Source organism: Brachybacterium sp. GPGPB12, assembly GCF_038396325.1.
Lineage (GTDB): Bacteria > Actinomycetota > Actinomycetes > Actinomycetales > Dermabacteraceae > Brachybacterium > Brachybacterium conglomeratum.
On record NZ_CP149573.1, the window covers coordinates 2,375,446 to 2,389,244 of the forward strand.

Genomic DNA, 13,799 nt, shown 5'->3' on the forward strand with positions numbered 1-13,799 from the left:
GTCCACGTCGACAGTGTCGGCTGTGACCTGCTGAGATGTCGGTTATCCACGAGATCCACAGCCGTGATGATGAGGTCTGTAGTTTCTTGCTCGTCGTGGATGTGGAGGGCGGGGGTCGGCAACAGCGGCCGAGGAGCACGGAGGAGCAGGGGCGGAAGTCAAGGATCTGCAGCGGTGTGTCGTCGGAGGGCTCCGGGAACCGATACGCTGTCCACCGTTCGATCACGATCAGGCTTTCGACCACTGCGAAGGAGTGGCAACGGTGAAGTTCCACCTCGACCGCGGCGTCCTCGGCGACGCCGTCTCCTGGGCCACCCGCACCCTCCCTGTCCGTCCGGCGATGCCGATCCTGCAGGGCGTGCGCATCGTCGCCGATGCGGGCGGCGAGCCGCAGCTCTCGACCTTCGACTACGAGGTCAGCGCCCAGATCCGTCTCGAGGCGGAGATCGAGCGACCGGGCGAGGTGCTGGTCCAGGGGCGCATGCTCTCGGACATCGTCCGTGCCCTGCCGAACAAGGACGTCACCGTCGCGCTCGAGGGCACGAAGCTCCAGGTCCGCTGCGGCGGCGCCCGCTTCGCCCTCGCGACCCTCCCGGTCGAGGAGTACCCGCAGCCGCCCACCATGCCCCCGGTCGCCGGCACCGTCGCGGCCGACGTGTTCTCCGAGGCGATCTCGCAGGTCACCGTCGCGGCCTCGAAGGACGACACCCTCCCGCCGCTGACCGGTGTGAAGGTCGAGATCAGCGGCGAGACCATGACCCTGATGGCCACCGACCGCTACCGCCTGGCGGCGCGCGAGCTGACCTGGAACCCCTCGTCGCCCGGTGCCGAGCTCACCGCCCTGGTCCGCGGCCGCACCCTCCACGAGGTCGCCCGCTCGCTCGCGACCGGCGGCGGCGTCGAGATCGCGCTGTCCGACGAGGACTCCGCGAACCTGATCGGCTTCGAGGCCGGCGGCCGCCGCACCACCTCCACCCTCGTCGACGGCGACTACCCGCCGGTGCGACGACTGTTCCCCGAGACCACCGCGATCACCGCCGTCGTCTCCACCGGCGCGCTGATCGACGCGGTCAAGCGCGTCTCCCTGGTCGCCGAGCGGAACACCCCCGTGCGCCTGTCGTTCTCCGAGGGCCAGGTCGCGCTCGAGGCCGGCGCCGGCGACGACGCCCAGGCCAGCGAGGTGCTCGAGGCGCGGCTCGAGGGCGAGGACCTCGTCGTCGGCTTCAACTCGGGCTTCCTGCTCGACGGCCTCGGCGCGCTCGGCAGCGAGTTCGCGCGCCTGACCTTCACCGACTCGATCAAGCCCTCGGTGATGACCGGGCAGGACTCGCTCGAGGGCGAGCCCGACAACTCCTACCGGTACCTCATCATGCCGATGCGGATCTGAGGGAGGGCGAGCTCCCTCCGTGCACCTGACCGCCCTCGAACTCACCGACTTCCGCTCCTACCGGCGGCTGCGCCTGCCCGTCCGTCCCGGCATCACCGTCATGGTGGGCCCGAACGGGCAGGGCAAGACCAACATCGTCGAGGCGCTGTGGTACCTCGCGACGCTCTCGAGCCACCGCGTCCCCCACGACGCCGCGCTCGTGCACCGCGGCGAGTCCACCGCGATCGTCCGTGCGAGCTTCGAACGCGCCGGCCGGCCCCTGCAGATCGACCTCGAGATCACCCCCGGCAAGGCGAACCGCGCCCGGCTCCAGGGGCAGAACGTCTCCCGGGCGCGCGACCTGCTCGGCGAGGTGCGGGCAGTGCTCTTCGCCCCGGAGGACCTGGGACTGGTCAAGGCCGATCCGGAGGGCAGGCGCCGCTTCCTCGACGAGCTCCTGTTCGAGATCGCGCCCCGCTTCGCGTCGATCAAGGCCGACTACGACCGGGTCCTCAAGCGGCGCGGCAACCTGCTCAAGCAGATGCGCTCGATGCGGCGGGGCGGCTCGGGGCGCGCGTCGGCGGGCTGGACCCGGCCGAGTCCGCGGCCTCCACGCTCGAGGTCTGGGACCAGCGGCTCGCCCGCCACGGCGCCGAGCCGCTGCGTGCCCGGCTCCACCTCGTGAACCGTCTGCGCCCGCACCTGGGGTACTCCTACCTGCGGGTCTCGACCGACGAGGGGGCCGAGCAGGCGCTCGACCTGCCCCCTGACCAGCGCGGCGAGGTCGCCTCCCCGGCGGACGTCCGCTACCGCTCCGACGTGCTCGACGAGCTCGGCGCCGCGCCCGGGGAGCCGCCCGGCACCCGCGAGATCCACGACGTCCTGCTCGCCCTGGTCTCCGCACGCCACGACGAGGAGATCGACCGCGGCACGAACCTCACCGGGCCGCACCGCGACGACCTCGAGATCCGCCTGCACGACTTCCCCGCGAAGGGCTACGCGAGCCACGGCGAGTCCTGGTCTCTCGCGCTCGCCCTGCGCCTGGCCAGCTACGACCTGCTGCGTCTCGAGGAGGGCGACCTCGGCGACGGCGAGCCGATTCTCATCCTCGACGACGTCTTCAGCGAGCTGGACGTGCATCGCCGCGAGCGGCTCGGCCGGATCGTCACCGACGCCTCGCAGGTGCTGATCACGACCGCGAACGACACCGACATCCCCGCCTCCCTCGACGGCGAGATCCACGTGGTCGACGTGACGCTCGGCGAGGCGGTCCCGCGCGCCGGGGGCGGGCTGCGATGAACGGCGGTGCTCCGCGCCCGAGGATCGCCAACCCCTACGGGCTCGGCACCTGGAGTGGGGCGGCGGCGGCGTCCGAGGAGCAGGCGTCCTCGCCGACGGCTCCGGCCGCCGCGCCCCCGCGGGGTGGTGCCCGCGGCGGGGACGGTGCCGAGCGGGCCCGCGGTGGAGCGCGGCCGGGCGCCGAGGGGGCTGGTGGGCCCGTCGCGTCCCGCTCCGGGGCACGGACGCCCGTCGCCCCCGGGGATCCCGACCGCGAGGAGCAGGTGCTCTACGATCCGCCGGACCTGCCGGCGCCGGCGGATCCCTTCGAGCTCGCACGCCGCACCGTCAACCGCTCCCGTGCCGCTGCCCGTGACCGCGGCCTCTTCCCGATCTCCGCGAAGACGCAGGCCAGGGACGTGCGCGACCGGTCCGGCCGGGCGCCGGGCTACTCCGGCTCGCGCCCGGACCCGCGGGATCCGCAGGGCATCGAGCTGGTGCTGAAGAAGGTGCTGGGGAACCTCGGCTGGAACGCCGGGATGAGCACCGGACGGGTGCTGGACGAGTGGGACGTGATCGTCGGGGAGCGCCTCGCGACGCACTGCCGGCCGGTCTCCTTCGAGGACGGGGTGCTCGTGGTCAGCGCCTCCTCCTCGGCGTGGGCGGCGCGGCTGCGGATGCTCACCCCTCAGCTGATCACCACCATCGAGGAGCACGTCGGCTCCCACGTCGTCTCGGAGCTGAAGGTCACCGGCCCGGCCGCCGCCGAGCGCGGCTGGAAGAAGGGTCGACGGACGGTGACCTGGCGCGGCCCCCGGGATACGTATGGCTGAGCGACGTGCTGCGAGGGACGAGCGGTAGGAGGTCAGCGGGTGGGTGGAGCCTGATCGACGTGCTGCGAGGGACGAGCGGTAGGAGGTCAGCGGGTTGATGGAGCCTGATCGGGCGTTCATCCGCCGTCATCCTCCCGGCCGCCCCTGCTACGGTGTGCTCTCGACGAGCTGATGATGCTCGCGTGCACTGGGGTCGGTGAAATTCCGAGCCGGCGGTGACAGTCCGCGACCCGAGGGCCCATGGCCCGAGGCTGACCAGGTGGAACTCCTGGACCGACGGTGAGAGTCCGGATGGGAAGCGCACGCGGTCGACGTCGCCTGGCGTACCTGCCGACCCTCCGGGCCCGGCCGGCGCCCCCGGTGACGTCGTCCCGTCTCTTCCTCTCCCTCCGGGATCGCGAGCAGCGGACGGAGGAGAGGCCATGGACCCCGGCACCACGCAGGACGCCCCGCCAAGCGACCGGCCAGGGATCACCCCCGCGGAGACCGCCGCGCGCGCCGCGCGCTCGAGATCGCCGCGGACCCCGCCGTGCCGTTCGGCCCGAACCCCCGCGTCGGTCGCGTGCTCCTCGCCGCCGACGGGACCGTCCTCGCCGAGGGCCGTCACCGCGGGGCCGGCACCGCCCACGCCGAGGCCGACGCCCTCGCCCGCGCCCGGCAGGCGCCGGGAGCCGCCGCGACTCTGCGCGGCGCGACGGCCGTGGTCACCCTCGAGCCCTGCGACCACACCGGCCGCACCGGCCCCTGCACCCAGGCGCTCCTCGAGGCCGGGATCTCCCGCGTCGTCGTCGCGAGGCAGGACCCGAACCCGCAGGCCGCGGGTGGAATCGACCGCCTGCGCGCGGCCGGGGTCGAGGTCGTCGGCGACGTTCCCGCCGATCTCGCCGCCACGGCCGCGGCCCTGAACCGCGGCTGGGAGCACGGCCTCGGCGCGTCCCGGCCGCTGGTCACGGCGAAGACCGCGCTCACTCTCGACGGCCGCGCCGCCGCCGTCGACGGCACCAGCCGATGGATCACCGGCCCCGCCGCCCGCGAGGAGGTCCACCGGTCGCGCACCACCTGCGATGCCGTCCTCGTCGGCACCGGCACCGCCCGCAGCGACCGCCCGACGCTGACGGCCCGTCGGCCGGACGGCACCCTCCACGCCCGCCAGCCGCGCGCGTCGTGGTGGGCACCTCCGAGGTGGAGGACCTCCCCGCGACAGAGGGCGCCGGGGAGGCGGCCGCACCTGCCCACCCGCGACCCGTCGGCCGCGCTCGCGACGCTCTTCGACCGCGGGATCCGGCACGTCGCCGCTCGAGGGAGGACCCACCCTCGCCGCCGCCTTCCTCCGCGCCGGGCTCGTCGACGAGCTGATCGTGCACCTCGCCCCCACTCTGCTCGGCGCCGGCCGCCCCGGCGTCGCCGACCTCGGGATCACCACCCTCGCCGAGCGGCTCGACCTGGAACTGGTCGACGTCGCCCCGCGCCCACGCCCGGCGGCGCGGCCGATCTGCGCCTCACCCTCCGCCCCCGCACCACTCCCACCCCGGCCTGACCAGGAAGGACACCACCATGTTCACCGGAATCATCGAGGAGCTCGGCACCGTCGAGGCCTTCGACCTCGGCGCCGACCCCGCCGCTCTGCGGATCCGCTCCCCGCGCGTGCTCGAGAGCATCGCCCTCGGCGACTCGATCGCCGTCAACGGTCGCTGCCTCACCGTCACCGCCGTCGTCGGGGAGACGTGGAGCGCCGACGTCATCGCCACCACTCTCGCCGCGACCACGCTCGGCACGCTCCGCCCCGGCGACCGCGTGAACCTCGAGCGCGCGTGCGGGCCGACGGCCGCCTGGACGGGCACATCGTGCAGGGCCACGTGGACGGCGTCGGCGAGATCCTCTCCCGCGACGAGCAGTCCGGCACCACCCTCTCGCGCCTGCGCCTGCCGGAGGGGCTGGCCCGCTACGTGGTGCCCAAGGGCTCCCTCGCCGTGGACGGGGTCAGCCTCACCGTCGCCGCGATCGACGGCGACGTGGTCACGATCGGCTTGATCCCCGAGACCCTCGAGCGCACCACCCTCGGCGCCCGCTCCGTCGGCGAGGGCGTGGACCTCGAGGTCGACGTGCTCGCGAAGTACGTCGAGAAGCTCACCGCCGGTCTGTTGCCCGCGCGCGCCCCGGAGGCCGTGACCGGGACGGAGCAGGGACGATGACCGGCCTGCGCCTGGATCCCGTGCCCGCCGCGATTGCGGAGATCGCCGCCGGCCGGCCCGTCGTGGTGGTGGACGACGAGGACCGCGAGAACGAGGGGGACCTTATCCTCGCCGCCGCGACCGCCACCCCCGCCCAGGTCGCCTTCGCGGTCCGGCACTCGAGCGGGTCGCTGTGCGCGCCGATGAGCGCCGAGCGGGCCGACGCCCTCGAGCCGCCGCTGATGGTCGCCGACAACGCGGACCCCTTCCGCACCGCGTACACCCTGACCGTCGACGCGGCCGAGAGGGGTCACCACCGGCATCTCCGCCGCGGACCGGGCCCGCACCCTCACCGTCCTCGCCGATCCCGCCGCAGTCCCGAGCGACCTGATCCGGCCCGGGCACGTCGCGCCGCGCGGGCGAAGGCCGGCGGGGTGCTCGAGCGGCGCGGCCACACCGAGGCCGCCGTGGACCTCACACGGATGGCAGGTCTGCCCGCGGTCGGGATGATCGTCGAGCTCGTCCACGACGACGGCACCATGCGGCGCGGCCCAGCGCTTCGCGCCTTCGCCGACCAGCACGGACTGGCCATGATCTCCATCGAGGACCTCGCCGCGCACCGGCGGGAGATCGGTGAGGCGGCGGGAGCGGCCCAGGAGCCGGTGACGGCAACGGAGTCCGACCAGGCCGCCGAGGCGCCGGCCGCCAGCCCGTCGGTCACGTCGACCAGTCCGTCGGCTCCGTCGGCCGGTCCCATGGCCGCGCCGGATCCGACCCCGCTCGAGGTCACCGAGGCGGTGCCGCGCCCTCCGCCCACGGCGCCTTCCGCGCCCTCGCCGTGCGGGAGGGGACGGCGGAGCACCTGGTGCTCGTGGCCGGGGACGTCACCGGGGAGGAGCCCGTGCTCACGCGCGTCCACTCCGAGTGCGTGACCGGTGACGTGATCGGCTCGCTGCGCTGCGACTGCGGGCCCCAGCCGCAGGAGTCCCTCGCCCGGATCTCCACCGCCGGCCGCGGCGTGCTGGTGGCGCTGCGCGGGCACGAGGGCCGCGGCATCGGCCTGGTCCAGAAGCGCGCGCCTACGCCCTGCAGGACGCGGGCCGCGACACCGTCGAGGCGAACCTCGACCTCGGACTGCCCGTGGACGAGCGCGGCTTCGCCGCGGTCCCGCGGATCCTCGAGCACCTCGGCGTCACCACGATCGACCTGCTCACCCACAACCCCGAGAAGGCCGACGCCCTGCGCGCCGGCGGCACGCGCATGCACCGGGTCCTCGACCTCGAGGCCCACCCCACTCCCGAGAACCTCGCGTATCTCACCACCAAGCGGGACCGGCTGGGCCACCACCTGACCGGGCTTCCCGCGCTCGCCACTGCCGCCACCGCCGAATCCATCACCGAACCCACCCCTGCCCCCACCCCCTCACCCACCCACGGAGGAACCCGATGAGCGGCCACGGCGCCCCCACCCCGCAGATCACCGCCCGCCCCGACGCCCGCGTCGCGATCGTCGCCGCGTCCTGGCACGAGGAGGTGATGGACGGCCTGGTCGCCGGCGCCCTGCGCGCCTGCGCCGAGGCCGGCATCGACCGGCCCACCCTGGTGCGCGTGCCCGGCTCCTTCGAGTCGCCCGTGGTCGCGGACCGCCTCGCCCGCGGCCACGAGGCCGTGATCGCCCTCGGCGTCGTCATCCGCGGCGGCACCCCGCACTTCGACTACGTCTGCTCCGCGGCGACCGACGGGCTGAACCGGGTGTCCCTCGACCACGGCGTCCCCGTCGGCTTCGGGCTCCTGACCTGCGATTCCGACGAGCAGGCGCGGGATCGGGCCGGCCTGCCCGGCTCCGTGGAGGACAAGGGGCACGAGGCGGCCGCGGCGGCGCTCGCCACCGCCGAGGTGCTCGCGGGGCTCCCGGACGCCGCCCGCTGAGCCCCGTCGCGGGACGCCCGAGAGCGGACATCCCAGGCGCGCCTGTGCCGCCTCCGGACCCCCTCGGGCGTACCCGCCCCCATCCGAGGCTCCCGGAGCGCGTTGAAGAGGCCGTCACGGAGCGTCTGGGACGGGGTCAGCGTCGCGTCGTCCACAGGAACGGGGCGTCGAATAGGCCCAGCACCCGTTCTCCGATAGAATGAGGGCGGTTCGGCCGACGTCGACCGGGGTCGAAGCGGCCCGGTCACCTCGATGCCGTCGGCCCGATCGCCGAGGCCTGCGGGTGCCGCTCGCGCGCGTGCGCGAGAAGCTCCTGCGGATCCCGCACGCGTCGGGCCGCAGGGACACCGCCGCACGGTGCCGCCGGACCACCCTCGGTCCTTCCGACCGAGGGACGACCGGACTGCGAGGAGCCACATCAGGTGAGCGACAGCGACCGCCCCATGCCCGACCAGGACCTGCCCGAGGGCACCTCGGACCCGTCACCGGGAGCGGGCGGCGCAAAGACCGGCCCCCGAGGCGGCGACGGCCCCCGCGGTCCCGGCGCCGACCACCGCGGGCGAGAAGGCGGCCCGTGCGCCCGAGCACTACGAGGCCTCGGACATCACCGTCCTCGAGGGCCTCGAGGCGGTCCGCAAGCGTCCCGGCATGTACATCGGCTCCACCGGTGAGCGCGGCCTGCACCACATGGTCCAGGAGATCGTCGACAACTCCGTGGACGAGGCGATGGCCGGCCATGGCGACACCATCGAGGTCACCCTCCTCGCCGACGGCGGCGTGCGCGTCGTCGACCACGCCCGCGGCATCCCCGTGGACATGCACCCCACCGAGAACAAGCCCGCCGTGGAGCTGGTGCTCACCGTCGCGCACGCCGGCGGCAAGTTCGGCGGCGGCGGCTACGCCGTCTCCGGCGGCCTGCACGGCGTCGGCTCCTCCGTGGTCAACGCCCTCTCCATCCGCATGGAGGTCGAGATCCGCCGCCAGGGCCACGTCTGGCGCCAGGCCTACTCCCGCGGCGTCCCCGAGGCACCGCTGGAGAAGGGCGAGGAGACCGACGAGACCGGCACCACCATCACCTTCTGGGCCGACGGCGAGATCTTCGACACGACCGTCTACGACTTCGAGACGGCGCGCAAGCGGTTCCAGCAGATGGCCTTCCTCAACAAGGGCCTGCGCATCACGCTGACCGACGAGCGCGCCGACGAGGCCGAGGAGGACCAGGAGGTCGACGTCGAGCTCGAGGCCGAGAAGGCCGAGCAGGGCGAGACCTCGGGCGGCCCCCGCACGGTCTCCTACCTCTACGAGCGCGGTCTGCAGGACTTCGTCGAGTTCATCAACTCGGCCAAGCGCGCCGAGGTGATCCACCCCGACATCATCTCCTTCGAGTCCGAGGACACGGACGCGAAGATCTCCGTCGAGGTCGCGATGCAGTGGACCGGCGCCTACACCGACTCCGTCCATACCTATGCCAACACGATCAACACCCACGAGGGCGGCACCCACGAAGAGGGCTTCCGCTCCTCGCTCACCTCGATCGTGAACCGCTACGGCCGGTCCCAGGGCCTGCTGAAGGAGAAGGACGCCAACCTCACCGGCGAGGACATCCGCGAGGGCCTCACCGCGGTGATCTCCGTGAAGCTCGGCGAGCCGCAGTTCGAGGGGCAGACCAAGACCAAGCTCGGCAACACCATCGCCCGCACCTTCATGGTCAAGGTGATGACCGACCAGCTCACCGCCTGGTTCGGGTCCCACCCGAACGAGGCCAAGGCGATCGTGCTGAAGGGCCAGGCCGCGGCGATGGCCCGCGAGGCGGCCCGGAAGGCCCGCGACGCGACCCGTCGGAAGTCCCCGCTGGAGACCGGCGGCATGCCCGGCAAAGCTGCGCGACTGCTCCTCCCGCAACCCCGCCGAGTCCGAGATCTTCATCGTCGAGGGTGACTCCGCCGGCGGCTCCGCCGTGCAGGGCCGCGACCCGCGCACCCAGGCGATCCTCCCCATCCGCGGCAAGATCCTGAACGTGGAGAAGGCGCGGCTGGACCGGGCGCTGGACAACCAGGAGGTCCGCTCGCTGATCACCGCCTTCGGCACCGGCATCGGCGAGGACTTCGACGCGACCAAGCTGCGGTACCACAAGATCATCCTGATGGCCGACGCGGACGTCGACGGCCAGCACATCTGCACCCTGCTCGCTGACGCCGCTGTTCCGCTACATGCGGCCGCTGATCGAGCTGGGCCACGTGTTCATCGCGATGCCGCCGCTGTACCGCCTGAAGTGGTCCAACGCCCCTCACGAGTACGTCTTCAGCGACGAGGAGCGCGACGAGCGCCTCGCCGCCGGGCAGTCCGCCGGGCGCCGCATCCCCAAGGACAACGGCATCCAGCGCTACAAGGGCCTCGGCGAGATGGACTGGAAGGAGCCGCAGTCCACCACCATGGACCCCGCCACCCGCACCCTCAAGCAGGTCACGGTCGACGAGGCCGCCGACGCCGACACCATCTTCTCCGTCCTGATGGGCGATGACGTCGAGTCCCGGCGCCGCTTCATCCAGGAGAACGCCAAGGACGTCCGCTTCCTCGACATCTGAGCGGGCCCCGGGGCGGCGCCGATCCCTCTCGCGCGCCCCCGGGACCCCCACGACCCACCGGCCCCACCCGAAAGGCCCTCCCCGCCATGAGCGACACCCCGAACGACCCCACCGGCCCCGAGGACGACCAGCCCTCGGCCGAGACCCCGACCCCCGCCGAGAGCGCCGGGATCGGCGGTCAGGAGATGCCCGAGGGCTCCAGCGAGCTCTCGGCCGACGAGGCCGCCTCCCGCACCGTCACGCTCGTCGACCCCCTCGACGAGGACGAGGTCGACCGCATCACCCAGGTCGACCTCAATCAGGAGATGCAGCGCTCCTATCTCGACTACGCGATGAGCGTCATCGTCTCGCGCGCCCTCCCGGACGTGCGCGACGGCCTCAAGCCCGTCCACCGCCGCATCGTCTACGCCATGTACGACGGCGGCTACCGCCCCGACCGCTCCTTCTCCAAGTGCGCGAAGGTCGTCGGCGAGGTCATGGGCAACTACCACCCCCACGGCGACTCCGCGATCTACGACGCGATGGTCCGCCTGGTCCAGCCCTGGAACATGCGCTACCCGCTGATCCTGGGCCAGGGCAACTTCGGCTCCGCCGGCGACGACGGCGCGGCCGCCCCCGGTACACCGAGTGCAAGATGGCGCCGCTGGCCCTCGAGCTGGTCCGCGACATCGAGCAGGACACCGTGGACATGCAGGGCAACTACGACAACACCGTCGACGAGCCCTCCGTCCTCCCCGCGCGCTTCCCGAACCTGCTGGTCAACGGCTCCGCCGGCATCGCCGTCGGCATGGCCACGAACATCCCGCCGCACAACCTGCGCGAGGTGGCCGACGCCGTCCAGTGGTCGCTGACGAACCACGAGGCGACCAAGCCCGAGCCGCTCGAAGCGTGCATGAAGTTCATCAAGGGCCCCGACTTCCCCTCCGGCGCGACGATCGTCGGCACCGACGGGATCGAGGACGCCTATCGCACCGGCCGCGGCTCCATCACCCAGCGCGCCGTCGTCTCCACCGAGGAGATCGGCGGCCGCATGGCGCTCGTCGTCACCGAGTACGCCCTACCAGGTCAATCCCGACAACCTCGCCCGCAAGATCGCGGAGATGGTCAAGCTCGGCAAGATCCAGGGCATCGCCGACATCACCGACGAGACCTCCGGCCGCACCGGCCAGCGCCTGGTCATCACCCTCAAGCGCGACGCCGTGGCGAAGGTGGTGCTGAACAACCTCTACAAGCACACCCAGCCGCAGGAGAACTTCTCCGCGAACATGCTCGCCCTCTCCGGCGGCGTGCCCCGCACCCTCTCGATCGACTCCTTCGTGCGCGAGTGGACGAAGCACCAGATCGACGTCATCGTGCGCCGCACGGAGTTCCGCCTGAGGAAGGCCGAGGAGCAGATCCACATCTACCGCGGCTACCTCAAGGCACTGGACGCGCTGGACGAGGTCATCGCGCTGATCCGCCGCTCCCCGGACGTCGACGAGGCCCGCACCGGGCTGATCGACCTGCTCGAGATCGACGAGATCCAGGCCAACGCCATCCTCGCGATGCAGCGCGCCGCCTGGCCGCCCTGGAGCGCCAGAAGATCGTCGAGGAGCACGACCGGCTCCAGGCCCTCATCGAGGAGTACACCGCGATCCTCGCCGACCCGGCGCGGCGGCGGCAGATCGTCTCCGAGGAGCTCGGCGAGCTGGTCGACAAGTACGGCGACGACCGTCGGACCCAGATCCTCCCCTTCCACGGCGACATGTCGATGGAGGACCTCATCCCCGAGGAGGACGTGGTCGTCACGATCACGCGCGGCGGCTACGTCAAGCGCACCCGTGAGGACCAGTACCGGGCCCAGAAGCGCGGCGGCAAGGGCGTGCGCGGCGCGTCCCTGCGCGAGGACGACGTGGTCGAGCACTTCTTCACCACGACCACCCACCGCTGGTCGCTGTTCTTCACCAACCAGGGCCGGGTCTACCGTGCCAAGGGCTACGAGTCGCCCGAGGCGCCGCGGGACGCGAAGGGCCAGCACGTCGCGAACCTGATGGCCTTCCAGCCCGACGAGCACATCGCCTCCGTCCTCGCGATCGACTCCTACGAGGACGCCGAGTACCTGGTGCTCGCCACCGAGTCCGGCCTGGTCAAGAAGACGGCGATGACCGCCTTCGACTCCAACCGCACCGGCGGCATCATCGCGATCAACCTGCGCGACGTCGACGGCATCGACGGCACCCGCCCCGACCGCGTCATCGCCGCCCGCGCCGTGAACGGCGACGACGAGCCGCTGCTCGTCTCCCGCAACGGCCAGAGCGTGCGCATGCCCGCCGCGGACGACGTCTTGCGTCCGACGGGCCGCGCCACCAGCGGCGTCACCGGCATGAAGTTCCGCCACGACGACCAGCCGCTGGCGATGGACGTGGTGCGCCCCGGCACCTTCGTGGTCACCGTGACCGACGGCGGCTTCGCCAAGCGCACCAGCATCGACGAGTACCGCCTCCAGGGCCGCGGCGGCCTCGGCATCCGGGTCGCGAAGGCGCCCGACGACCGCGGCCACCTCGCCGGCGCCGCCGTCGTCGAGGAGACCGACGAGCCGCTGGTCGTGATGGAGCGCGGCCGCGTGGTCCGCTCGAAGGTCTCCGAGGTGCCGCCGAAGGGCCGCACCACCATGGGCGTCACCTTCGCCAAGCCCGACAAGGGCGACCGCATCCTGCTGGTCACCACCGGCCCGGAGAGCGAGCTCGACGAGGACGAGGCCGAGAAGCCGGTCCTCGAGGACGCCGGCGACGACGGTGAGGGCTCCGCGGACAGCGCGGCGAGCCCCGCCTCGGCCGACGAGGCCGGAGGCGAGGAGGATGCGGAGATCTCCGACACCGCCGCCTCCGCGACCGAGGACGGGCAGGGCGATGCTCTAGGCTCTGACGAGTCCGAGACCTCGCCCGACGACGCAGACCAGAACGAGGAGTGACCCGTGAGCACCAGTGACTCCAGGACCGGCACCGGGAAGACCGACGCCGCCGAGTCCACCTCGAAGCTCCCGGCCTTCGACAGCGCCTCCTCGCCGTCGGAGCAGGGGCTCGGCTCCGGCAAGGGCTCCGCGGCCCGCGGCGCGAGCCGCGCCCGAAGAAGTCGGCACCGGCCGGAGGGGCGGAGAAGGAGCGCCGCGGCCCGCGCCGGGTGCGCCTGACCCTGGCCCGCCTGGACCCGTTCTCGGTGATGAAGCTGTCCTTCCTCGTCGCGATCGCCGTCGGCATCGCGACCGTGATCGCGGTCGTGCTGCTGTGGAACCTCGTCGAGGCGATCGGCCTGTGGGGAAAGATCGACCAGCTGGGCCGCGACCTGAACGGCGGCAACCCGCGCCCTTCATGGAGTTCTTCAGCTTCTCGAAGATGACCAGCTACGGGACCATCGTCGCGGTGGTGAACGTCGTGATCATCACCGCGCTCGGCACCCTGGGCGCCTTCCTCTACAACCTCGTCGCCGCGCCGCTGGGCGGGCTGAAGATGACCTTCACCGACGAGTGAGTCCCCGGTCGGCGGGCATGTCCTCCGCGATGCCCGCCCGCCCTGCCGGGCACTGACCCGCCCGGCCGCAGGTGACAGGCTCGCCCGCAGGGCACGGGCGACTCCATCGACGGCGCCGCGCCTCCCCGAGGC

8 protein-coding genes, 6 pseudogenes and 1 riboswitch are annotated in these 13,799 nt (G+C 72.7%); all 14 genes and pseudogenes read left to right on the forward strand.

Annotation, left to right across the window (positions count from 1 at the left end):
- The first annotated feature begins 262 nt into the window (after nt 1-262).
- The 14 genes and pseudogenes from dnaN (at nt 263) to WKH84_RS13880 (ending at nt 13,667) form a co-directional block, all read left to right on the forward strand.
- Entirely contained in the window at nt 263-1,387 is a 1,125-nt protein-coding gene (gene dnaN, locus WKH84_RS13815) for a DNA polymerase III subunit beta (RefSeq protein WP_341854070.1), read from the forward strand.
- A 19-nt stretch (nt 1,388-1,406) separates the two neighbouring features.
- Nucleotides 1,407-2,665, forward strand: a pseudogene (recF, locus tag WKH84_RS13820) (DNA replication/repair protein RecF).
- Nucleotides 2,662-3,477 (forward strand): DciA family protein, encoded by an 816-nt coding sequence (locus WKH84_RS13825; RefSeq protein WP_341854071.1) that lies wholly within the window; start codon nt 2,662-2,664, stop codon nt 3,475-3,477. The pseudogene recF and the gene WKH84_RS13825 overlap by 4 nt, the downstream one beginning before the upstream one ends.
- A gap of 178 nt (nt 3,478-3,655) precedes the next feature.
- Nucleotides 3,656-3,785, forward strand: a riboswitch (FMN riboswitch).
- A gap of 221 nt (nt 3,786-4,006) precedes the next feature.
- A pseudogene (gene ribD, locus WKH84_RS13830) lies at nt 4,007-4,576 on the forward strand (bifunctional diaminohydroxyphosphoribosylaminopyrimidine deaminase/5-amino-6-(5-phosphoribosylamino)uracil reductase RibD); the annotation flags it as partial.
- 455 nt (nt 4,577-5,031) lie between these two features.
- Nucleotides 5,032-5,229, forward strand: a pseudogene (locus WKH84_RS13835) (riboflavin synthase); the annotation flags it as partial.
- 59 nt (nt 5,230-5,288) lie between these two features.
- Nucleotides 5,289-5,669: a hypothetical protein gene (locus tag WKH84_RS13840; RefSeq protein WP_341854072.1), complete on the forward strand. Its 381-nt coding sequence runs from the start codon at nt 5,289-5,291 to the stop codon at nt 5,667-5,669.
- Nucleotides 5,666-7,097, forward strand: a pseudogene (gene ribB / locus WKH84_RS13845) (3,4-dihydroxy-2-butanone-4-phosphate synthase). The gene WKH84_RS13840 and the pseudogene ribB overlap by 4 nt, the downstream one beginning before the upstream one ends.
- Entirely contained in the window at nt 7,094-7,576 is a 483-nt protein-coding gene (ribH, locus tag WKH84_RS13850) for a 6,7-dimethyl-8-ribityllumazine synthase (protein WP_341854073.1), read from the forward strand. Before ribB ends, ribH begins: the two are co-directional and overlap by 4 nt.
- Nucleotides 7,577-7,998: 422 nt before the next feature.
- Nucleotides 7,999-8,247 (forward strand): hypothetical protein, encoded by a 249-nt coding sequence (locus tag WKH84_RS13855; protein ID WP_341854074.1) that lies wholly within the window; start codon nt 7,999-8,001, stop codon nt 8,245-8,247.
- Nucleotides 8,225-10,161, forward strand: a pseudogene (locus WKH84_RS13860) (DNA topoisomerase subunit B). The gene WKH84_RS13855 and the pseudogene WKH84_RS13860 overlap by 23 nt, the downstream one beginning before the upstream one ends.
- Nucleotides 10,162-10,346: 185 nt before the next feature.
- Nucleotides 10,347-13,111 (forward strand): annotated as a pseudogene (gene gyrA / locus WKH84_RS13865) (DNA gyrase subunit A).
- Nucleotides 13,112-13,114: 3 nt separating this feature from the next.
- Nucleotides 13,115-13,330 (forward strand): hypothetical protein, encoded by a 216-nt coding sequence (locus WKH84_RS13870; protein ID WP_341854075.1) that lies wholly within the window; start codon nt 13,115-13,117, stop codon nt 13,328-13,330.
- Entirely contained in the window at nt 13,321-13,536 is a 216-nt protein-coding gene (locus tag WKH84_RS13875; protein ID WP_341854076.1) for a DUF3566 domain-containing protein, read from the forward strand. Before WKH84_RS13870 ends, WKH84_RS13875 begins: the two co-directional genes overlap by 10 nt.
- Entirely contained in the window at nt 13,509-13,667 is a 159-nt protein-coding gene (locus tag WKH84_RS13880) for a DUF3566 domain-containing protein (RefSeq protein ID WP_341854077.1), read from the forward strand. Before WKH84_RS13875 ends, WKH84_RS13880 begins: the two co-directional genes overlap by 28 nt.
- Nucleotides 13,668-13,799 lie beyond the last annotated feature (132 nt).